This window comes from Micromonospora sp. NPDC000668, from assembly GCF_042897975.1.
Lineage (GTDB): Bacteria > Actinomycetota > Actinomycetes > Mycobacteriales > Micromonosporaceae > Micromonospora.
In genome coordinates, this window is record NZ_JBIAYP010000002.1 from 477,686 (window position 1) to 498,325 (window position 20,640).

Consider the following 20,640-nt stretch of genomic DNA (forward strand, 5'->3'; position numbering starts at 1 on the left):
CCGCTGCCGCATGTCAGAATGCCCCCAAACCTGGAGCAGAGCCGGCAGAACGGGCGAGCCGATGACGACGAGCAGGGCGGCCGGGCTGGTGCGGAAAGCCGGGGATCCACAGCGGGCTACGTTCCTGGAACTCTTCTTCGACCTGGTGTTTGTCCTCGCGCTCGCTCAGCTCTCGCGCGGCCTGGCCGAGGATCTCGGGTGGAGCGGCGCCTTCCGGACGCTGGTGCTGCTGGGGGCCATGTGGTGGGTCTGGTCCAGCACCGCGTGGCTAACCGACCGGACGGACCCGCAACGACCGATAATCCAGGCGCTGGTCATCGCGACCATGGTCGGCAGCCTGGTGATGGCGGCCGCGGTGCCCGAGGCATTCGGCGACACAGGCCTGATCTTCGCGGGCGCCTACGTCGCCGTCCAGCTCGGCCGCGGGCTCGTCCTCGTGGCCGTTCTGCGTGGCCACGAGCTGCAGCGCATCGGCGTGCGCGGGCTGTTCTGGTACGGCCTGTCGGCGCTGCCGTGGATCGCGGGGGCGGTCGCGGACGGTACGGCGCGTGGCGCGTTGTGGGCACTCGCGGTGGTCCTTGACCACACAGCAGGCAGAATCGGCTTCCCCACCCCAGGGGCGGGCCGTACGCCCAGCCAAGACCTTGTGATCTCGGGCGAGCACCTGGCCGAGCGCTACCGGCAGTTCTTCATCGTCGCGCTCGGCGAGCTGATCCTGGTTACCGGACTGGCGCTGAGCAGCAGCGGCTTCGCGCCGGACCGGGTCGCCGCGTTCGCAGTGTCGATCGCGACCACCGTGCTGCTGTGGCGGATCTACATCTACCGCGCTGGGCAAGTCCTGGCGGAAGCGATTGCCGTGTCTGCCGACCCGGTCCGCCTCGCCGGATCGGCGTCATACGCCCACCTGGCCATGGTGGCCGGCGTGGTCGCTGCAGCCGTCGGCGACGAACTTGTCATCGCCCATCCACTCGGGCACACCCCACCGGCCTGGATCGCCGTCATCCTCGGCGGACCCGCGCTGTACCTGGCCGGGCACGCCCGCTTCGAGCACGCGGTATTCGGCCACGTGTCCCGGTCCCGACCGATCGGCGTCCTTGCGCTGGCCGCCCTGACACCGGCGATGCTCCCCCTGCCGCCAGTCGTGGTCGCCGCCGCTGCTGCCCTCGTTCTGACCGGGATCGCCATATCCGACGCAGCCCGCGCCCGCAGACGCCCGCCCGAGCCGCCGTCACCACCCGGCTAGCCGGAAAGTGTCACCCATGTCTTGAGACTGTTCTGCATGCAGGTCCTGAGACCCGACACGCGGATCATCCGAGTGTCGTACTCCGCTTGATCCGTTACACGGCGGGCTCAACCGGTCAGCGCAAGGGCTCGGCGAGTCGATGAGAATGCATCGATTCGATCGAGGGAGATGTTGATGACCGCCCATCTGACGTTGGAGCAACGACAGCTGGCCCGACGGCTAAGCGCTAGGGGCTTGTCGTTGAGGGAGATCGGCCGCCAGGTCGGCTGCTCCCATGAGATCGTCCGAAGCGTCGTACGCCGCGAATCGAAGCGCCCGGTGCGATCCGACTTTTGGCAGCCGGGGCCCGGGCGGCTCACCCTTGCCGACCGGGAGGAAATCAGCCTTGGTCTTCATAGCCGCGAGTCGTTCACGTTGATCGCTGCCCGGCTCGGCAAGGCCACCTCGACGGTCTCACGCGAAGTGGCTGGGAACGGCGGCCGGGATGACTACCGCGCATGGCGGGCTCACCAGCGAGCTCGAGCGCGGGCCCGACGCCCGAAGACGCCGAAGCTGGCCTGTGCGTCGCTGGCCGGGAAGGTGACCGAGTGGCTGCGGGCCTGGTGGTCACCCGAGGAGATCTCCCGCCGCTTGCCAATCGAGTTTCCCGGCGATCCCCTGATGCGGGTGAGCCACGAAACCATCTATCAGGCGCTGTTCGTGCAGGGCCGCGGTGAGCTACGCCGAGAGCTGGCTCGCTGCCTGCGCACCGGCCGAGTCAAGCGCCGTGCCCGCCAGCGGCCCGAGAACACCGGCCGGATCCCGAACATGGTCATGATCAGCGAACGCCCCGCCGAGGCCGACGATCGTGCGGTGCCCGGCCACTGGGAGGGCGATTTGATCCTCGGCAAAGACAGCAAGTCCGCGGTGGGCACCCTGGTGGAGCGAAGCACGAGATTCCTGCTGTTGCTGCACCTACCCCAGGGCCGTACGGCGCACAGCGTCGAGCACGCGATGCGGCAGGCCGTCGCCACCCTGCCCGATGAGCTGGTTCGCACCGTCACGTGGGATCAGGGCAAGGAGATGTCCCAGCACGCCCAATTCACAGCCGCCACCGGCATCCAGGTCTATTTCTGCGACCCACACAAGCCTTGGCAGCGTGGATCGAACGAGAACACCAACGGCCTGCTCCGCCAGTACATGCCCAAGGGAACCGACCTATCGCTCCACACCGCCGACGACCTCGCTCGTTTCGCCCGTAGCCTCAACACCCGCCCCCGCAAGACCCTCGGCTTCATGACACCATCCGAGAAGCTCACCGAGCTCGTTGCGCACACCGCTTGAACCCGCCCACGGTGCCTTCAGCTGATACGTGACGCTTCGCCAGCGCTGGACCGAGGCCCCCGCACCTCTCACTCGCTGCGGCACTCCAGCCTGCGGATCACCCTGGAAACCTACGTGTACTGGTCGCCGAAGAAGGACCGCCGCCGCAACATCATCAGCGGCGCGCTCCGCGACGCGAGCGCCAAACGAAAACGGGGCCCGAAGGCCCCGGATCCTCGCTGATTTGTGCCGGATCTCTGCCCGCCGATCTTGCTGGCGGGATTTCCCCTGGTCAACGGTATTGCTGGTGGAGCTGAGGGGATTTGAACCCCTGACCCCCTCGATGCGAACGAGGTGCGCTACCAGTCTGCGCCACAGCCCCTCCGCCGGCGAACCGGCTTCGGTCCCACCCGGCTTACACCGGGCGGGCCGGCAGCAAGGCTAACAGGTCGCCGGCTCTCACCGCGAATCCGCCCCCGGCGCGGCGCTCCCCCACCCCAAAGATCCACTCGACGTCTCCGAAACCGGGGCATCAAGGACGCCGCGACACCCCGACCCCCAGGAAAACGAGTCGATCAAGCGCCAGCGCCGGCAGCTCGCCGACATGGGGGTGTCGCCGCGGACGGACACCCCCACATCGGCGCCCCGGAGTCGATCAAGCGGTCGGCGCGCCGGCAGCTCGCCGACATGGGGGTGTCACCGCGGACGGATACCCCATATCGGCGCCCTGGAGTCGATCAAGCGCCAGCGCCGGCGGCGAGCCGACGTGGGGGTATCGCCGCAGTCGGATGCCCCCACATCGGCGTACCGGAGTCGATCAAGCGGTCGGCGCCGGCAGCTCGCCGATGTGGGGGTATCGCCGCGGACGGACACCCCCACATCGGCGCCCTGGAGTCGATCAAGCGCTCGCGCCCCGCCAGGGAGAGGATCGCCGCAGCTGGCCGCGCGGGGCGGATCAAGCGCGACCGGGCCGCGCGGGGCGGATCAAGCGCGACCGGGCCGCGCGGGGACGATCAAGCGCGACCGGGCCGCGCAGGGCCGACCAAGCACCGCAGCGGCTGCGCGGGGCCGATCAAGCGCCGCGGCCGGCCTCGTACGGGCGTCCGCGCAGTCCACCCGACCGCCGGTACGAGACCGATCCGCCGTTGACCGCAGCCGGCAGGTCGCCCGGCCGGTCCAGGCCCATCGCGGCCCGGCGTACCCCCTCGCGCTGGGCGGCCAGGCGGCGCTGGACCTCCCGCCGGGCCGTTGCCCGGCGAGCCTGCTCGCGGCGCACCTCGGCCTGCCGGGCGGCCAGCCAGGCCGCCTCCCGGGCCCGGGCGCGGCGCCGACGGCGGCCGGCCAGTGCCTGACCCCGCAGGTGGACGACGTACACGGCCAGCAGCAGGAACGTGACCGAGAAGCTGATCCAGAAGCCGGGGCTGACGAACAGCACGCCGATCAACTCGACGAAGTTGAGCAGCAACAGGGCGGCGAGCACCCGGCGACGGCGGTACACGGCGGGGGTGTGCTGCCGGCGGGGCGGCGGGCGGCGGCGGGACCGCTTCGGGGCGGGGGGTACGGCTCGCAGCCGGCCGGAGCGGCGGCCCGCCGGGGGCGCGGAGACCGGCGCGGTCAGCACTCCAGTAGTCGCATCCTCACTCAAAGTGACGACTAGCGAACGCGGAGGGTGAACGGGTCGCCGTCCCGGCACAGTGCGGCGTCGCCGGCGGCGCTGGAGCACCCGCGCCGTCGACTGCGCCCGCTCCGCCACCAGCCGCTCGGTGGCGTCGTACCGGCGGACCAACGCCGGGGCCAGGGCGAGCAGGCCAGCGGCGGCGAGGACGGCGAGGAGCACCGAGGTCGGCACCCTCACCCCTCCCGTCACCGAATTCGGAGCAACCGCCTTTCGACCGCAGGATCTTCCACCGATTGCGCTCGGTTGCGTGGATCGTCCGGACGGGCAGCGCTTGCCGCAGCTTGCAGTTACTTGAGGTTACGGCGCACCGACCGGGATGCCGCCGCGCCGCGCCGATCCCGCCCGTGGGACGACCTACCGCGCAGCGGCGCGCACCCGGTGCCAGCGGGCCAGCAGACCGCCTTCGGCAGCGATCTCCTCACTGGTCATCGCGTATCCGATGTGGTCCCGCCAGGCGCCGTCGATGTGCATGTAGCGCACGTGGTACGACTCCTCGCGGAAGCCCAGCTTCTCCACCACCCGCCGGGACGGCCGGTTCTCCGGCCGGATGTTGACCTCCACCCGGTGCAGCCCGCCCGGGCCGAACGCGTGATCCACGGCCAGCGCGAGCGCCGTCGGGATCACCCCCTGACCAGCGACTCGGGCATCCACCCAGTAGCCGACGTACCCGGAGCAGAACGCCCGCCGCACGATGCTGCCCACGTTGAGGTGCCCGACCAGCCGATCCCGGTCGGCCTCACGCAGGCAGACGGCGAACGGCATGCCCTCACCCTCGCGGGCCGAGCGCCGCTGGTCGCGGTGCACCCAGCGGAACGCGGCCGGCGAGTTCAGCTCGTCCCAGCTACCGGGCAGCGACGACTCCCAGGGTGCCAGCCAGGCCCGGTTGGCCCTGCGCACCTCCGACCACGCGGCGGCGTCGGAGCGCCGGTAGGGCCGCAGCAGCACCGGACCGTCGACCAGCACCGCCGGCCAGCCGGGCGCCCGCGCGGGGCCGAAGAGACTCACCCGGACAGTCTCCCGCGCGGGACCGTGTCGTGCGCAAGTGGACCCACCGCGCTCACGACAAAGGACCGCACAACCGCGCGGGCGCATGCGGCGCGCGAACCGCCGGAACGGACCGGCACAACCGCGCGGGCGCATGCGGCGCGCGAACCGCCGGAACGGACCGGCACAACCGCGCGAGCGCATGCGGCCCGCGAAACACCCGAACGGACCACCGCAACCGCGGGCGGGCCGACCGGGGCATCGTCACCGGCGACGGTCCAACAACAGGACGTCCACCGTGGAGCCGGCCGCGGCGGTGGTGACCCGTTCGCCGAGCACCAGCAGCCCGTTCGCCTCGGCCAGCCCGGAGAGGGTGAACGGCCCACCGCTGAGCGGCTGCACCGTGTAACCGCCGCCGCGCCGCTCAGCGACGTGTGCGGGCCGGAACTCGCGCAGCCCACCCGGGGACGACACGGTCTCCAGCAGGTGAGCCCGCACGCTGGGCCGGAAGACCGGCTCGGCGCCGGCGAGCAGTTGGATGGCAGGGCGGGCCAGCACCTCGAAGCCGATCAGCGCGGCGCCCGGGTCGCCGGGCAGGCAGACCACCGGCACCTCCTCGGCGCCGACCGTGCCGAACCCGAGCGCGGTACCGGGATAGAGCGCCACGTCGGTGAAGGTGACCGGCCCGGCCCGGCTGCCCTCCCGGCGGGACAGGATCCGGCGCACCATGTCGCCGGGGCCGGTGCCGGTCCCCCCGGTGGTGATGATCAGGTCGGCGCGCAGGGTCTGGTCCTCCAGCAGACCGCGCAGCCCCTCCGGGTCGTCGTCGCAGATGCCCACCCGGTACGCCAGTGCGCCCACCTCGGCGGCGGCGGCGGTCAACGCGTGCGAGTTCGCGTCCACCACCTGCCCGGGCTGGCTACCCCGGCCCACGTCGACCAGTTCGTCGCCGGTCGCCACGATGACCACCCGCGGGCTGGGCCGGACCACCACGTGCCCGATGCCGGTGGCGGCGAAGACCGCGACCAACGCCGGGGAGACGTACGTGCCGGCCCGGGCGAGCAGGGTGCCGGCGGGCAACTCCTCACCGGCGCGGCGGACCCCGTACCCCCGCTTGGGGGTGCGGAAGATCTCCACCGCGGCCATTCCCTGGTCGGTCCACTCCACCGGAACCACGACGTCGGCGGCGACCGGCAGCGGCGCCCCGGCGGCCACCGAGAAGCACGAACCCGGGGTGAGCCGGACGGGCCGCCAGCTCGCCGCGCCGAGGTCGCCGACCACGTTGAGCCGGATGGTCCGACCCCCGGGCGTGCCGGAAGGAGCCGGGACGTAGCTCGGCCCCCGGCCCCCTCCCGAGATGTCCTCCCAGCGGGCCGCGTACCCGTCCACGGCCGCCTGGTCGAAGGCCGGGAAGGCGTGCGGCGCGACGACGTCCTCCGCGAGGACGTTGCCGTGCGCCTGGGTGAGGTCGAGGTCGAGTGGCGGCAGCGCGCGTAACCTGCGCAGCACGCTGCCCAGGTAGTCGGCGAGCGGCGTCAACTCGTTCGCGGCCGCCTCGGCGTCGGCCGTCGCGGTCATGTACCAGATCCGCCTGCCGCGTCGGCGTTGACGAAGTCGGCCAGCCAGGCGCGGAACTCGGTGCCGAGGTCCTCGCGTTCGGCGGCGATCTGCACCACCGTCTGGAGGTAGCCCAGCGGCATGCCGGTGTCGTAGCGGGTGCCCCGGTAGACGATCGCGTGCACCGGCGTGCCCTCGGTGCGCAGCAGCTCCATCGCGTCGGTCAGCTGGATCTCGCCGCCGCTGCCCGGCTTGGTCCGCCGGATCGCGTCGAAGATCCGGCCCGGCAGCACGTAGCGGCCGAGCACGGCGAGGTTGCTCGGCGCGTCCTCCGGCTGCGGCTTCTCCACCATGCCGGTCACCTTGACGACCTCGCCGATGTCGGTCAGCTCCGCCTCGGCGGGCTCCACGGAGGCGATGCCGTACCGCTTGGTGTCGGCCGGGTCGACCTCGAAGAAGGCGAGCACCACACCGCCGGTGCGGGCTTGCAGCTCCAGCATCGCCGGCAGCAGCGGCTCGGACGGCTTGACGAACTCGTCGCCGAGCAGCACCGCGAAGGGCTGGTCACCGACGTGCGACTCGGCGTACCCGACGGCGTGGCCGAGGCCGAGCTGCTCCGGCTGCCGGACGGTGTAGATCTCGGCGAGTTCGCTGGGCCGGCGCACGGCGGCCAGCCGCTCGGTGTCGCCCTTCTCCTCCAGCCTGGTCTCCAGGTCGGGGCGACGGTCGAAGTGATCCACCATCGATGTCTTACCCCGGCCGGTAATCAGTAACACGTCACCGATGCCGGCCTGGGTGGCCTCCTCGACGATGTACTGCAACACCGGCCGGTCCACCACCGGCAGCAGCTCCTTGGGCACCGCCTTGGTGGCGGGCAGGAACCGGGTGGCCAGTCCGGCCGCCGGGATGACGGCCTTGACCGCCAGGGGACGGCCGGTTGCGGCGACCGTCGGTGAAGGGCTCGCTGAGTGCTCCGACATGCCGCGAGACTATCGGCCACGGCTCTGCCGCGGCGGGTGTGGCCCGGAAGACGCGCCGCCGCCCGACCCAGGCCGGGCAGCGTCCGGGCCGGCCAGGGCCTCGTCCGCGGCGCTGGCCGCCGGGTCGTTGGCCGATTCCGGCCGAGCGTGCGCCGGCCCCACCGGCGGCGATTCCGGTACGCCCACAGCCGGCTCCGACCGGGCGTGCCCGCCCGGCTCCCGGATGACCTGCACGGGCTGGCCGGCGCGCGGCAGCCCGTCCGGTGGGCTCACCGCCCCCGCCGGGACCGGGATCTCACGCGTCGGCACGTCCGGGCACAACTCGGCGACCCGGTAGGTGTCCCGGCCGGCAGCCTTGGCTGCGTAGAGCGCGTCGTCGGCGGCCTCCAGCACGTCCCGCCCGGTGCTGCCGTGGTCCGGGTAGACGGCGATGCCCACCGACACGGTCACCACGACCGGCCCCGCGTACGCCTCGACGGCGATCGGCGTCTCCCGGACCGCCGCGCCCAGCCGCTCCGCCACGATCGCCGCGCCCCGGGAGTCGGTCTCCGGTAGCAGCAGCACGAACTCCTCGCCGCCCTGCCGGAAGGCCAGGTCCACCTCGCGGATCTCGCCGCGCATCCGTCGGGCGAACTCGGCCAGCACGGTGTCCCCCGCCGCATGTCCGTACGTGTCGTTGACGTCCTTGAACCGGTCCAGGTCCAGGGCGAGGACGCTGAGCATCCGGCCGAACCGGCTGGCCCGTTCCACCTCCCGTCGGATCGACTCGCGCAGGTAGCGGTAGTTCCACAGCCCGGTGAGCGGGTCGGTGAGCGAGAGCCGCTGCGCCTCCTCGTGCACCCGGACGTTGTCCACCGCCACCGCCGCGTGCCCGGCGAAGGTGCGCAGGGTGACCAGGTCGTCGTCGTCGAACTCGTCGGCGCCCAGCCGGTCGTAGAGGGCCAGCACGCCGAGTGCCGCCGCGGGTGCGCCAGCCTCCTCGGCGGGTGCGGAGCCGCCAGCGGCGCCCCCGATCGGTCCGAACGACCCGACCGGCCCGACGCCCCCGATCGGCCCGGCCGGGGTGGCCGTCGCACCGCCGCCCGGCGTGGCGAACGGGACCGCGACGTACGTGCGGCAGCGCGGCTCACCCACCGGGACCTCGGTGGGCTCCATCCGCCCCCGCTGCGGCTCGCCGGTGGCGGCCACCGCGCCGACCACCCCGACGCCCACCGGCACCCGCAACGTCTGCGGCCCGTCCGCGGCTCCCTCCGGCCAGCGCCCGTCCAGCCCTTCGGTGCACTGCGCCACGAGCACCCCACCGGCCTCCACCAGCAGCACCGCTCCGGCCCGCGCCCCGGTTGCCGCGATGGCGCTGTGCAGGATCACCCGCAGGATGCGCTGCAGGTCGTGCGTGCTGGCCAGGGTGTCGCCGAGCACCGCGAGGTGCCCGCGTAGCTGGTCCCGGCTGCTGGTGAGCGCCGCGACGTAGGACCCGGTCTCCCGGGTCATCCGGTTGAACGCCGCGGCCAGCCGGCCCAACTCGTCGCGGCTGCGCACCGGCACCCGGGCGGTCAGGTCGCCGTGTGCCACCCGGTCCACCGCACCGGCGAGTTCCATCAGCGGCCGGGTGGTCACCCGGGCCAGTCGCCAGGCGGTCAGGACGGCGAGCAGCCCGGCCAGCCCGACCACGCCGGCCAGCGTGGCGTGCAGTCCCGGTGGCCGCTCGCTGGGCACCGAGAGCACCAGCGGCAGCGGCTGCCCGGTCGACGGGCCGATCCGCCGCACGTACCGGCCCTCGCTGGTCTCGGTGACCCGCTCGTTGTCGACCGTGCTGGCAGCGGCCAGCACCGCGTCGCGTACCTCGCGCGACTCGGTGGTGTGGGTGAACCGCGCGGCGCTCGCACCGCCGTCGAGCAGGGTGACCGCCACCCCGGTCACCGCCGCGAGCCGGGCCACGAAGGCCGGGTCGACCAACTGCGCGGCCGCCACCGTGCCGAGCAGGGTGCCGGCCCGGTCGCGCAGGTCGACCCGGGCGGCCAGGGCACGGACCGGGCCGGACGACGCCGCGGTCGGGCCGGTGCAGTCCCGCCAGGGGGTCGACGGCGCGCCGGGCGAGGCGTAGGTGACCCGACCGGTCACGTCGGTGATCAGCACTGCGGCGGCCAGCCCCCGGCCGACCAGTTGATCGGCGGCACCGGACGGGTCGGCGGTGAGGGCGACCGCGTCGGCGGTGGCACGTAGCTGTTGGCAGAGCGCGTCGATCGAGGTACGGACGGTGGACGCCGCCACCCCCAGGCGCTCGGTGGAGCGGCTGCGATCGACGGCGGTGACGATGGAGGCGACAAAGAACGCGCCGAGCAGGACCGGGCCGAGCACCACTACGAGGAAGGCTGCCGTCAACCGCCCGCGTAGCGTCACTCGGTCCCCCCGGAAGTTCCGCCTCCGTTGCTTGCGATGCTGACACAGAGCAACCGCGGGAGAGGCGTTGCGTCAGGAGTGTTGCGTGCCGGAATTTTCTGATGAAGCGGAAGTGACCCGAGTGGCGAAGCGGGACACCCGCGCCGAGCTGCTCGCCCACCGCCGGTCGCTGTCCGGGCCGGCCCGGGCCGCAGCCGCCGGGCGCGTCCAGGCCGAGCTGGTCGCGCTGGTACGCCGGCTGCGCCCCAGCCGGATGACGGCGTACGTGCCGGTCGGTTCCGAACCGGGCGGGGCTGATCTACCGGAGGTGCTGCGGGCGGCGCTGCCGGCCGACGCCGAGCTGCTGCTGCCGGTGCTCCGTGACGACCTGGATCTGGACTGGGCGGCGTATACCGGACCGGACGCTTTGATCGCTGCCGGCCGGGGTATCCGGGAGCCGACCGGTGCCCGGCTGGGGGTGGCCGCGGTGACCGCCGCGGAGTTGGTGGTCGTACCGGCTCTGGCGGTCGACCGGCAGGGCCGGCGGCTGGGGCGTGGCGGCGGCTCGTACGACCGGGCGCTGGCCCGGGTGCCCACGGCGACGCTGACCGTGGTCCCGTTGCACGATGGCGAGCTGGTCGAGGCGTTGCCCGTCGAGCCGCACGACCGCCCGGTCCGCGCGGTCGTCACCCCGGCCGAGGGCATGCGTACGCTTGACGCCGGCCCGGGTACGGCGCATGGTGTCGCGCCCCACACGTCCGCTGGACGAACCCGGGCCGAATGACGCACCATTGGCACTCGAATAGGTCGAGTGCCAACTGGCCGAGTCCAGATCCGGAGGAGAACGTGCCCACGTACCAGTACGCCTGCACCGCGTGCGGTAACCAGCTCGAGGCGGTGCAGTCCTTCTCTGACGAGCCGCTGACCGAGTGCCCGGCGTGTCAGGGGCGGCTGCGCAAGGTCTTCAACTCGGTCGGCATCGTCTTCAAGGGCTCCGGCTTCTACCGCACCGACTCGCGGGCGTCCGGCTCCGAGACGACGGCCGCCGGCACGGCGGGCAAGCCGGCTAAGTCCGAGTCGTCCTCGTCGTCCTCGGGTGGGGACTCCGGGTCATCCTCCAGTTCCTCGTCCGGTTCCTCCTCGTCGTCCGGGTCGTCCTCGTCGTCCAACTCCTCCTCGTCGTCGTCCGGCGGGTCGAGCAGCGGCAAAGCCCCGGCGGCCAGCACCACGTCCTGACCGCCACCCATTGAGCCGGGTCGGGTCTGATCCACCCGGGTCGATCGGGTGGTCCTCCCGCGCGCCATAGCAGGTCGGATCGGTCGGTAGGTGGTTGTCCACAGGCCGGCTGGTTGTCCACAGGCGCCGGGGGACGGCCGTCTGAGCGAGCCCCGACCGTCCTAACCTGCCGCCCACGGGTGTCGCTGCGGCACCCGGGACGGGAGGCGGCAGATGGCGACCGGCGATCCAGACTCCGCGCGGGCGTTGCGCCCGCTGCGCCGGCTCGCCCTGCCCGGCGGGCGCACCCTGCTCCGGGCCGGTCTGGTCGCCGCGCTGCTGGGCCTGGCCGCCGCCGTCCTGCACACCCCGACCGGCTGCCCGCCGACCACGGCCGCGCGGTCGCCTGGAGCAGCGGGCGCGGATGGCACGGTCGACAGCGCGGGAAAGGCCGACGGGAGTGGGCCGGCCGACCCGAATGGCCCGGTCGACGGGCTGGTGCCGACCGGGAGTAGCGCGGCGGCCGACGGGACGCAGGCGACGTCCAGGCCGCTACCGCTGCCCAGTGGCGCGGTCGGGGTGCCGGTCCGGCTGGCCGAGCCGGCCGCACTGGCGGTCGTCCGCCCCGGGGCGCGGGTCGATCTGCTGGCGGCGCCACCGGGCGGGACGGGCACCGAGGCGGCGCTGCTCGCTCCCCGAGCGCTGGTGCTGGACGTGCTGGGTGCCGGGGCGACAGACGGGTCCGCGGCGCTCTATCTGGCGCTCCGCCCCGACCAGGCGCAACGCGCGGTCGGGCTGCCCGAGGGAAGCCGGTTCGCCATCGTCGTCCGCGGTTGACCGCAGCCCGCCGCCGGGGTCAGTCCCAGTGCGGGGGGCGTTCGGCGAGCAGCCAGTCGTCGTTGCCGCCGGTCCGCTCGCCCCAGCCGCGGTCGGTGTCGTCGGTGGTCTGCTCGGGCAGCACCACGAAGTCATCGCTCAGGTCGACGGTGCGCTCATCGTCGCCACGCGCGCCCTGCGTGCCGGGGTCCTCGGTGCTCACGAACGGCAAGACTAACGCAGCCGACGGCAGCGGACCGATCGCGGACGGTGGCGCGCCGGCCAGAAGCGACCGGGCCGCCGGCCGCGTTGGTAGCGTCGGACGGCGTGACGACCCCCAGCGGTGGCAACACCCCGGACGACTACTGGCGACGGCCCGGGAGCGGTGGTGACGCGGCGGCGGACCAACCCGCACCCGCACCCGGAACCGCACCGGCGAGCGCGTACGCCGGACCGCCGCCGAGCGTGCCGCCACCAGCGGGCTGGCGTCCACCCGTACACCTGGAAGCGGCTCCGCCCCGGCGGCTGCCGCCGCAGGACATGGCCGGCCTGGACGCAGCCGAGCAGCGCTCGCAGCGGCTCACCTACGGCTTCGGCGCGGCGGCCGGCGTGGTGCTGGTGGTGCTGGTCTGTCTGCTCTGCTCGCGGATCATCTTCTGACTCGCGTCCCGGCCGACGGTCAGAGGGTGGTGCTCCAGACGGCCTGGGCGCCGGAGTGGCCGGTCAGGTAGACGTAGACCAGGGCGGCGATGGACAGCGCGACGACCGCCACCGCCAGCACCGGGGTCACCAATGCCGGCAGCCGCGGCACCCGGGGATGCCCGCTGGTCGCCACCAGCAACAGGATCGCCACGATCCCGAGCGGCAGCACGATCCGGAACAAAATGTCGCCGTAGCGGGAGTGCTCGAAGATCTGGTCGAGGATCGGGCCCTGAAAACCCTTGGCGACCAGCGCGTCGGTGAACGCCTCACCCGACTGGACGGCCACGAAGGTGGTCAGCGGCGCGGCCACGGCGAGGAGGCCCAGTGCCCAGTCCAGCCGGTGCCGCCAGCGCGGCAGCCCCACGTACGCGATGGCCAGCACGGCCAGCAGCGGCACGAACACGACCACCGCGTGGACCACCAGGACGTGTACCGGTAGACCCAGGATCTCCTCGAACATCGACACCCTCCAGGTGGATCACGGGTTCGCCAGCCTACGGGTCCGTAGGTTGTCCTCAAGCTCTCGACCGGACACACGCGCGGCGTCCCGATCGGGTTCATCGCGAGGCGATCCAGCCTCCGCCTTCCGGCTGTGTCCGTGACCACCCCGCCCGGACGTCGGTTGTCGGCGCTGGTCACACGTGCTGTCATTGGCGTATGTCCGCTGCCGAGGAGCTGCTGCGATCGAGAGGCCTGCGCGTCACCCGACCGCGCCTCGCGGTGCTGGACGTGCTGGCCGGCGGTGGTCACCTGGAGGTCGACGAGATCACCCGGCAGGTCCGCGAACGCCTCGACTCGGTCTCCACCCAGGCGGTCTACGACGTGCTGGGGGCGCTGTCCCGGGCCGGGCTGTCCCGCCGGATCGAGCCGGCCGGCAGCCCCGCCCGCTACGAGGCGCGTACCGGCGACAACCACCACCACGTGGTCTGCCGGGGCTGCGGCGAGATCGCCGACATCGACTGCACGGTGGGCAGCGCTCCCTGCCTGGAGGCGAACGTCGCGCACGGCTTCGAGGTGGACGAGGCGGAAGTGACCTTCTGGGGTCTCTGCCCGGGCTGCCAGGCCCGCCGCTCCGCCGACAGCTGACCCGGCCCGAGCCGCCGGGAGGTGACCGGCGAGGTCGGCCCGCCCGTGGCACTCTTGGGCGGTGGACTCCGATGACCTCGGTCTCTTCGGTCCGGGTTCGGTCACGTGGAAGGTGCACGAGGAGCCGATCCTGATCGTCGCCGGCCTGCGCTCGCTCTACCTCCAGGCGTTGCACCCGCTGGCGATGGCCGGGGTCGCGCAGAACAGCAACTACCGCACCGACGCCTGGGGCCGCCTGGTCCGCACCGCCACCTACGTGGCGACCACCGTCTACGGCACCACCGCCGAGGCGGAGGCAGCCGGAGCGCGGCTGCGCCGGCTGCACGGCCGGATGCGGGCCACCGACCCGCTCACCGGCGACGAGTTCCGGATCGACGATCCGGACCTGCTGCGCTGGGTGCACGTCACCGAGGTCGAGTCGTTCCTCAGCACGGCCCGCCGGGCCGGCCTGCCGCTCACCGACGATGAGGTCGACGGCTACTACACCGAGCAACGCCGCTCCGCCGCGCTGGTCGGCCTGGACCCGACCAGCGTCCCGGGCACCGCCGCCGAGGTGGCGGCGTACTACCGCGCCGTGCGGCCGGAGCTGCGGATGACCCGGGAGGCCGCGGAGACCGCGCTCTTCCTCACCGCCCCGCCGCTGCCGTGGAAGCTCAGCCTGCCGGCCCGGCTGGGGCTCACCCTCGGGCCACCACGCTGGGCGTACCTGGGGATCGCCGGGACCGCGCTCGCGCTGCTGCCGGCCTGGGCCCACCGGATGTACGGCGGGCTCGGACTGCCCACCACCGCCCTGACGGCGGACCTGACCGTGCGCGCCCTGCGGCTGGCGCTCGGCGCGGTGCCCCGCCGCTACATCGAGGGACCGTTGTTACAGGCCGCGAAGCAGCGGGCGGAACGGCTCACCGCCACCCCGCTGGCCGGCTGACCCAACCGACCCCCGCCGGCCGGGGGTCAGCCGTCGGCGGACCGGTCCATGGCCGCCCACGGCTCCTTGCCCGGCGTCTGCGCCCCCGTCGGGCAGTGACGCCGGAAGTCGCACCAGCCACAACGGGAGCCGGGCGCCACCGGGAACGCCTCATCCGGGTCGCCGCCGTCGGCGACCGTCCGCTCGGCCACCATGATGTCGCGCGCCGTCTCCTCGGCCCGCGTCAACTGCCGGGCCAGCGACTCGACGGTGTGGTCATGGGCGGCGACGGCGCCGGTCGGCAGGTGGTGCAACTCCACCCGACGGCACGGCCGGCGGAACACCCGCTCGGCCGCGTACGCGTAGAGCGCCAGCGCCTGCGAGCCCCGGGCGTCGTCCGTGTCGAGCCCGGTCCGGCCGGTCTTGTAGTCGACGATGACCAGCTCCTGGCCGTCCGGCCCGGGGCGGGAGTCGATGCGGTCGGCTCGACCGTTGAAGGCCAGCACCGCGGTCTTGACCGCCACCACCCGCTCCACGCCGAGCGGGTCGGCCTCCGGCTCCAGCGTCTCGACGTACGCCTCCAGCCAGCCCAACGCCCGCCGGTAGGCGGCCCGCTCCTGCTCGTCGTCGCGGTAGCCCTCGCGGACCCAGGTGCCCTTGAGCAGGGCGGCCAGCGCCTCGGGGCGGCGCCGGTCGGCGGGCAGCGCATACCAGTTTTTCAGGGCGGTGTGCACGCTGGCGCCGAGCGAGTTGTGCGCCCACGGCGGGCCCTTGGGCGGGGCCGGCCGGTCGACGTAGGAGTAGCGGTAGCGGCGCGGGCAGTCCGCGTACGCGCCGAGCTTGCTCGGAGTGCAGACGAAGAGCCGCTCCGGCATGCCCTCGAAGCCGAGCTGCTCGGCGCCGCCGGCGCGCTGCTGAGGGGCCCGGCCGCCAGCGGCGGGTCGTCCGGCTGAAGAGGCTCTTCGCACGCCTGCGATCCTGCCATCCACCCCCGACATCGCGAGTGTCCCGGGTCAGGTCATGTTCATGTACTGCGTGACGAAGGCGGCCACCGCGTCGGCGATGAGCTGCACGGCGATCGCGGCCAGCAACAGGCCGGCGATCCGGGTCAGCACTTCGATCCCGCCGGGGCGCAGGATCTTCACGATGCCACCGGAGAAGCGCAGCACGATCCACACCGCGACCATCACGGCGAGGATCGCCGCGGCGATGGCGGTGAAGTCGCCCAGCCCGTCGGCCTGCTGGACGAAGAGCATGGTCGCGACGATGGCGCCGGGGCCGGCCAGCAGCGGGGTGCCCAGCGGCACCAGCGCGATGTTCGAGGTGGCCTGCTGACTGGGGTCGTCGGTCTTGCCGGTCAACAGTTCCAGGGCGACCAGAATGAGCAGCAGCCCACCTGCCGCCTGCAGGGCAGGCAGGTCCACGTGCAGGTAGTCGAGCAGGGTCTGCCCGGCCACCGCGAAGACCACGATCACGCCGAGCGCCAGCGCGACCGCCTGCCAGGCTGCCCGGTTGCGGTCCCGGGCCGTCAGCGGGCCGGTCAGCGCAAGGAAGATCGGCATCATGCCCGGCGGGTCGGTGATCACCAGCAGGGTCACGAAAACCTCGCCGAACAGCTTCAGATCCACGTGATCAACCTAGCCGCGCCACTGTCGGCCCAAACCGGGATCAGCCCGAAGCGACCTCGGTCACCCCGGCGGCGACGATCCGCTCGTACGCCTCGACGCTGGTGGTGAACGCGCCGAGCTGGACGGTCTTGTGGGTGCCGTGGAAGTCCGAGGAGCCGGTGACCAGCAGGCCCAGCTCGGCGGCGAGCCCCCGTACGTGCGCCTGCTCGGCCGGGCTGTGGTCCTCGTGGTCGGCCTCCAGGCCGGCCAGCCCGGCGGCGGCCAGCTCGGCGATCAGCTCGTCGGGCACCACCCGGCCGCGTCGGGTGGCCCGCGGATGGGCGAAGACCGGCACGCCGCCGGCCTCCCGGACCAGCCGAATCGCCCGGAACACGTCGATGTCCTCCTTGGGCAGCCGGTACCGCTCGCCCAGCCAGTCCGGGCCGAACGCCTCGCGGGTGTTGCCGACCAGGCCGGCCCGGATCAGCGCCTGCGCGATGTGCGGCCGACCCACCGTGCCGCCGCCCGCGCCGGCCAGGATGTCCGCCCAGCTCACGTCGATGCCGTCGGCGCGCAGCAGCGTGACGATCCGTTCGCCCCGCTCCTCGCGGGCGACCCGCACCCGGGCCAGCTCGGCGACCAACTCCGGGTGGTCCGGGTCGAACAGGTACGCCAGCAGGTGCAACGGCACCGCCGGCTGCACGCCGGACCAGCGACAGGACAGCTCCGCACCCCGGATCAGGCGCAGCCCGGGTGGCAGCGCCCGCACGGCCGGAGCCCAGCCGGCGGTGGTGTCGTGGTCGGTGATCGCCAGCACGTCCAGCCCGGCGTGCGCGGCCGCACGGACCAGTTCGGCCGGGCTCAGCGTGCCATCGCTGGCCGTCGAGTGGGCGTGCAGGTCGATCCGCGGGGACGGGCCGGTACGCGAGGTCACCGCTCGACGCTATCGAGGACCGCCGAGCCGGGCGCGCCGAGGTCCACCCGAGCGCGACCGGTGGAGGTCAGGAGCCGGTCACCAGGACCGGCCGATCCCCCGGCTGCACGCCGGGCACCGGGGTCGGGTCGGCCAGCTTGCCGGACCGCACCCGGTCAACGTTGACCCGGACCACGTTGCCGGCGCCGTCGACGTAGGTGGCGTCCGAGGCGGTCGTCCAGGCGATCTCGCCGGTAACCGGCGGGCCTGCTGGTACGGCGGTCACGTCCGGCCCGAGCCGTTGCAGGTCGACCAGCAGGGACCCGCTGGCCTTGCCGACCGACCCGTTCACCAACAGCCATCGACCGTCGGCCGAGATTCCACCAGCTCCGTCCGGGCTCAGCTCCGGGCCACAGCCGGTGAGCACCGGCTTCAGGCCACGCTTCGGGTCGAGCATCGCCAGGCAGGTCCTGGCCGGGTCGCCCGTGGACACCTGACCGACCAGCCGTCCGTCGGGCAGCGCGCCGTAGACGTTCAGCGTGCTCCGGTCGGTGCCCGCGGTGAGCTGTCCGACGCCCGGCCGCCACAGGATGTGACCCGCATCGTCCGGGTTGAGCCGCACCAGCACGCTGTCGCCGACGAATCGGACCGGCTCCGCGTTGGTCGGCATGGGCGTGCGCACCGGCCCGATGAGCTGGGTGCCCACCACCCCCGCCACCAGCAGGCCGGTGCCGTCGCGCCAGGCGACCTGGCGACCGTCGGGTGCCACGACGATCGAGCCCGCGCCGGCCAGCAGCACCTGCACCAACCCGTCGCGCTGCGCCACCCAGAGGGAGCGGCCGGCGGTGGTCGGCGCGCCGACCACCAACCAACCACCGCCGCTGGGCAGCAGGTGGGCGCGCTCCGCCGGGCCGACGCCGGGCAGTTCCAGGCGCCCGCCGCTCACGCTGATCAGCGTCGCGCCGGCGAGCACGTCGACGGACGTCCCGGGTGCGGGCGCGGCGACGGAAGCCGTGGCCGAGGGAATCGGCCGGCCCGACGGGTTCGGGTCACCGATCACGACGATGGGTGTGCCTTGTCGGCCAGGGTCGTCGACGAGTTGCGCCATGCCGGTGCTGACCAGCACGGTGGCGACTGCCGCGAGGGCGAGGCCGGCACCGGTACGCCGGCGCCGGATCCGCTTCGCTCGGCGGATGGCCTGACCGGCCGGGTCGGCGCTCAGTGGGCGGGCGACGGCGACCTGGTGCGAGAGGGTCTCCCGCACCGCCCCTTCCAGCTCGTCACGTCGCACGTGGTAAGGACGCGGCGGGTGGCCCGTCAGGTTGTCGGACCGGCCCGGGATTGCGTTCACCGCTGCTCACCGGAGCCCGTGCCGACGGGCACGGCCGCCGGGGCTGCGGGCATCTCGACCGGCACTTCGGCTTGGCGGGGCACGGCCGGACGGGGCACGGCCGCGCGGGGCGTGGCCGGACGAGGCGCGGCTCGGCCGGACGCCGTCCGGGGCTGCCTGGCCGCGGCGGCTCCGGTGGCGGGGGCTGGCCCGGTCGGGGCGCCCGCGCCGCCGGCCCGGTCGGTGCCGGCGGCCGTCCGGCGCTCGGTGGCGGACCCGCCGACCAGGTCCGGCGCGTCGGCTCCCATTCGCCGGCGCAGCGTGGACAGCGCCCGGGAGGCCTGGCTCTTCACCGTGCCCGGGGAGATGTCCAGCATCGCGGCGGTCTGCGCCTCCGACATGTCCTCGTAGTAGCGCAGCACCAGCACCGCCCGCTGCCGGTTGGGCAGCTCTCTGAGGTGCCGCCAGAGAAGGTCACGATCCAGTTGCTGTTCGATCTCGTCGACGCCGGCCCGCTCGGGCAGCACCTCGGTGGGGCGCTCACCGTGCCAGCGCCGCCGCCACCAACTCGTCGATGTATTGACCATCACGCGGCGCGCGTACGGCTCGACGGCCTCGATCCCGCCGAGCCGCTTCCACGCCAGGTAGGTCTTGGTCAGTGCCGTCTGGAGCAGGTCTTCGGCCGTGGCCCAGTCGCCGGTGAGCAGATACGCGGTGCGCAGCAGGGCGGCAGAGCGAGCCGCGACGAAGTCGCGAAACTCCTCCTCCAACGGGTCCCTGCTCGCCACCATCGCACCTCCGCGCCCCAGCCGTCCTGGCAGAGTGCCACGTCAGAGGCGCTCCGGTCCATGACGAAAGGTGCGCACTTGCTCCGATGTTCGGACGAAAACCTTCACGCCCCGTCGTCGGCCTTGGCCTCGTCGGCCTCCTTGCCCAGCCGGGCCTCGACCGCCTGCGGCTCGTACATCTCCTCGACCACTCGCAGGTAGAGCTCGTTCGGGTTGGGCAGGTTCTTGATCTCGCGCAGCGCCTGCTCCTGGCCGGCGGACTCCAGCACGAAGGTGCCGTAGTTGAGTGCCCGGCCGCTCGGCGTCTGCTCGTACTTCATGTCGGTGACCCGGACCAGCGGCATCATGGCGACCCGGCGGGTGATGATGCCGTTGACCACCATGACCCGCTTGTTGGTCAGAATGAACCGGTCATACCACCAGTCGGCGACCTTCCAGGCCACCCAACCCATCACCGCGAACCAGAGCAGCACGGCGATGGTGGTCAGCGCGCCCACGTTCTGCCCGGCGAGGAAGCCGGAGAGGTAACCGAGCACGAAGGTCGCCGCGATGCCGATCAACAGCGGGGTGGTGAGGTGGATCCAGTGCCGCTTCCACTCACCCCGGTAGCGCTCGGTGGGGAAGAGGTAGCGGGCGACCAGGGAGCTGGGCTCGTCCTCCAGTGGCAGCACTCGCCGGGGAGTCGAGCCGGTCGCGTCGGCGCGCAACCCGGCCAGCTCGTCCTCGGAGATCTGCGGCGGCTGGTAGCCGGCCTCTGGATCACGGATCCAGGCGCGACCGGAACGACCCTCGCCGGCATAGCCGGGCCCATCGCCGTAGCCGACGTCGTCCGATAGGGACGGACCGTCGGACAGGCCGGGCCCGGCACCGTAGCCCGGGCCGTCATCTGGCCCGATCCGCGGAATCGGCTCGGTGTCGCGCTCCCGGCGGGCCCGATCGGGGTCGTCCGGGTCGAAGGGTGGACCGGAGGGGCTGCCCATCGACGGTTAGGCGACGAGGCTGGTGAAGAAGTCGCCGAACCCCTGGGCGATGTCGACGATCCCGCCGCCGAGCGACTTGAACACATCCGCCGCCGAGTTTGGCCGGTAGGCGACGAAGAAGATCAAGAATGCGATTCCGGCCCAGGTGAGGACCTTCTTGACCATGGCGGGCCATC

General features: G+C 73.1%; 22 protein-coding genes, 1 tRNA gene and 1 pseudogene. 8 read left to right on the forward strand and 16 right to left on the reverse strand.

Annotation, left to right across the window (positions count from 1 at the left end; all coding sequences use genetic code 11):
- The first annotated feature begins 61 nt into the window (after positions 1 to 61).
- Positions 62 to 1,243 carry a low temperature requirement protein A gene (locus ACFY29_RS11640; protein WP_386985303.1) on the forward strand — a complete coding sequence of 394 codons (1,182 nt, stop codon included), beginning with the start codon at positions 62 to 64 and terminating at the stop codon, positions 1,241 to 1,243.
- A 174-nt stretch (positions 1,244 to 1,417) separates the two neighbouring features.
- Positions 1,418 to 2,566, forward strand: coding sequence for an IS30 family transposase (locus ACFY29_RS11645; RefSeq protein WP_386985305.1), 1,149 nt, complete (start codon positions 1,418 to 1,420; stop codon positions 2,564 to 2,566).
- 284 nt (positions 2,567 to 2,850) lie between these two features.
- On the opposite strand, the gene ACFY29_RS11650 is transcribed toward ACFY29_RS11645, so the two are convergent.
- The 6 genes from ACFY29_RS11650 to ACFY29_RS11675 form a co-directional block, all read right to left on the reverse strand.
- Positions 2,851 to 2,927 (reverse strand) — tRNA-Ala (locus ACFY29_RS11650).
- 690 nt (positions 2,928 to 3,617) lie between these two features.
- On the reverse strand, positions 3,618 to 4,400 hold the full coding sequence (locus ACFY29_RS11655) for a hypothetical protein (RefSeq protein ID WP_328423270.1): 783 nt from the start codon (positions 4,398 to 4,400) through the stop codon (positions 3,618 to 3,620).
- A gap of 177 nt (positions 4,401 to 4,577) precedes the next feature.
- Positions 4,578 to 5,228 (reverse strand): GNAT family protein, encoded by a 651-nt coding sequence (locus ACFY29_RS11660; RefSeq protein WP_328423268.1) that lies wholly within the window; start codon positions 5,226 to 5,228, stop codon positions 4,578 to 4,580.
- 243 nt (positions 5,229 to 5,471) lie between these two features.
- Positions 5,472 to 6,785 carry a gephyrin-like molybdotransferase Glp gene (gene glp, locus ACFY29_RS11665; protein WP_328423266.1) on the reverse strand — a complete coding sequence of 438 codons (1,314 nt, stop codon included), beginning with the start codon at positions 6,783 to 6,785 and terminating at the stop codon, positions 5,472 to 5,474.
- Complete coding sequence (locus ACFY29_RS11670) at positions 6,782 to 7,744, reverse strand: UTP--glucose-1-phosphate uridylyltransferase (protein ID WP_328423264.1); 963 nt, start codon at positions 7,742 to 7,744, stop codon at positions 6,782 to 6,784. The genes glp and ACFY29_RS11670 overlap by 4 nt, the downstream gene beginning before the upstream one ends.
- A gap of 9 nt (positions 7,745 to 7,753) precedes the next feature.
- Complete coding sequence (locus ACFY29_RS11675) at positions 7,754 to 10,144, reverse strand: diguanylate cyclase (RefSeq protein WP_386985309.1); 2,391 nt, start codon at positions 10,142 to 10,144, stop codon at positions 7,754 to 7,756.
- A gap of 85 nt (positions 10,145 to 10,229) precedes the next feature.
- On the opposite strand from ACFY29_RS11675, the gene ACFY29_RS11680 reads away from it, so the two are divergent.
- Together ACFY29_RS11680 and ACFY29_RS11685 are read left to right on the forward strand one after the other, a co-directional pair.
- Positions 10,230 to 10,907, forward strand: a complete 678-nt coding sequence (locus ACFY29_RS11680; protein ID WP_386985310.1) for a 5-formyltetrahydrofolate cyclo-ligase — start codon at positions 10,230 to 10,232, stop codon at positions 10,905 to 10,907.
- Positions 10,904 to 11,110 (forward strand): annotated as a pseudogene (locus ACFY29_RS11685) (FmdB family zinc ribbon protein); the annotation flags it as partial. The gene ACFY29_RS11680 and the pseudogene ACFY29_RS11685, both read left to right, overlap by 4 nt.
- A 14-nt stretch (positions 11,111 to 11,124) precedes the next feature.
- Here ACFY29_RS11685 and ACFY29_RS11690 read toward each other — a convergent pair.
- Positions 11,125 to 11,394, reverse strand: coding sequence for a hypothetical protein (locus tag ACFY29_RS11690; protein WP_328426883.1), 270 nt, complete (start codon positions 11,392 to 11,394; stop codon positions 11,125 to 11,127).
- A 178-nt stretch (positions 11,395 to 11,572) separates the two neighbouring features.
- Here ACFY29_RS11690 and ACFY29_RS11695 point away from each other — a divergent pair, with 178 nt between their 5' ends.
- Complete coding sequence (locus ACFY29_RS11695) at positions 11,573 to 12,175, forward strand: flagellar biosynthesis protein FlgA (protein ID WP_386985312.1); 603 nt, start codon at positions 11,573 to 11,575, stop codon at positions 12,173 to 12,175.
- A gap of 19 nt (positions 12,176 to 12,194) precedes the next feature.
- Here ACFY29_RS11695 and ACFY29_RS11700 read toward each other — a convergent pair whose 3' ends face one another.
- Positions 12,195 to 12,377: a hypothetical protein gene (locus ACFY29_RS11700; RefSeq protein ID WP_328423254.1), complete on the reverse strand. Its 183-nt coding sequence runs from the start codon at positions 12,375 to 12,377 to the stop codon at positions 12,195 to 12,197.
- Positions 12,378 to 12,481: 104 nt separating this feature from the next.
- Between ACFY29_RS11700 and ACFY29_RS11705 the strand changes: the two genes are divergently transcribed.
- On the forward strand, positions 12,482 to 12,814 hold the full coding sequence (locus ACFY29_RS11705) for a hypothetical protein (protein ID WP_386985314.1): 333 nt from the start codon (positions 12,482 to 12,484) through the stop codon (positions 12,812 to 12,814).
- Between the two features lie 19 nt (positions 12,815 to 12,833).
- On the opposite strand, the gene ACFY29_RS11710 is transcribed toward ACFY29_RS11705, so the two are convergent.
- The gene (locus ACFY29_RS11710) at positions 12,834 to 13,316 is read right to left on the reverse strand and encodes a DUF2231 domain-containing protein (protein ID WP_386985316.1); all 483 of its coding nucleotides are present in this window, start codon (positions 13,314 to 13,316) and stop codon (positions 12,834 to 12,836) included.
- 197 nt (positions 13,317 to 13,513) lie between these two features.
- Here ACFY29_RS11710 and ACFY29_RS11715 point away from each other — a divergent pair, with 197 nt between their 5' ends.
- Positions 13,514 to 13,942: a Fur family transcriptional regulator gene (locus ACFY29_RS11715; RefSeq protein ID WP_328423248.1), complete on the forward strand. Its 429-nt coding sequence runs from the start codon at positions 13,514 to 13,516 to the stop codon at positions 13,940 to 13,942.
- A gap of 61 nt (positions 13,943 to 14,003) precedes the next feature.
- Entirely contained in the window at positions 14,004 to 14,867 is an 864-nt protein-coding gene (locus tag ACFY29_RS11720; protein WP_386985319.1) for an oxygenase MpaB family protein, read from the forward strand.
- A 26-nt stretch (positions 14,868 to 14,893) separates the two neighbouring features.
- On the opposite strand, the gene ACFY29_RS11725 is transcribed toward ACFY29_RS11720, so the two are convergent.
- The 7 genes from ACFY29_RS11725 to ACFY29_RS11755 all read right to left on the reverse strand — a co-directional run bounded on the left by ACFY29_RS11725 (position 14,894) and on the right by ACFY29_RS11755 (position 20,629).
- Positions 14,894 to 15,721, reverse strand: coding sequence for a RecB family exonuclease (locus ACFY29_RS11725; protein WP_386986674.1), 828 nt, complete (start codon positions 15,719 to 15,721; stop codon positions 14,894 to 14,896).
- Positions 15,722 to 15,859: 138 nt separating this feature from the next.
- A complete protein-coding gene (locus tag ACFY29_RS11730; protein ID WP_328423242.1) occupies positions 15,860 to 16,474 on the reverse strand; it encodes a MarC family protein in 615 nt (204 codons plus the stop codon).
- 40 nt (positions 16,475 to 16,514) lie between these two features.
- Positions 16,515 to 17,387 (reverse strand): PHP domain-containing protein, encoded by an 873-nt coding sequence (locus ACFY29_RS11735; protein WP_386985321.1) that lies wholly within the window; start codon positions 17,385 to 17,387, stop codon positions 16,515 to 16,517.
- Positions 17,388 to 17,454: 67 nt separating this feature from the next.
- On the reverse strand, positions 17,455 to 18,657 hold the full coding sequence (locus tag ACFY29_RS11740) for a hypothetical protein (RefSeq protein WP_386985323.1): 1,203 nt from the start codon (positions 18,655 to 18,657) through the stop codon (positions 17,455 to 17,457).
- Positions 18,658 to 18,713: 56 nt separating this feature from the next.
- Complete coding sequence (locus tag ACFY29_RS11745; RefSeq protein ID WP_355602588.1) at positions 18,714 to 19,484, reverse strand: SigE family RNA polymerase sigma factor; 771 nt, start codon at positions 19,482 to 19,484, stop codon at positions 18,714 to 18,716.
- Between the two features lie 104 nt (positions 19,485 to 19,588).
- Positions 19,589 to 20,464, reverse strand: a complete 876-nt coding sequence (locus ACFY29_RS11750) for a PH domain-containing protein (RefSeq protein ID WP_328423235.1) — start codon at positions 20,462 to 20,464, stop codon at positions 19,589 to 19,591.
- Between the two features lie 6 nt (positions 20,465 to 20,470).
- Positions 20,471 to 20,629: a hypothetical protein gene (locus ACFY29_RS11755; RefSeq protein WP_165942702.1), complete on the reverse strand. Its 159-nt coding sequence runs from the start codon at positions 20,627 to 20,629 to the stop codon at positions 20,471 to 20,473.
- Positions 20,630 to 20,640: the final 11 nt, after the last annotated feature.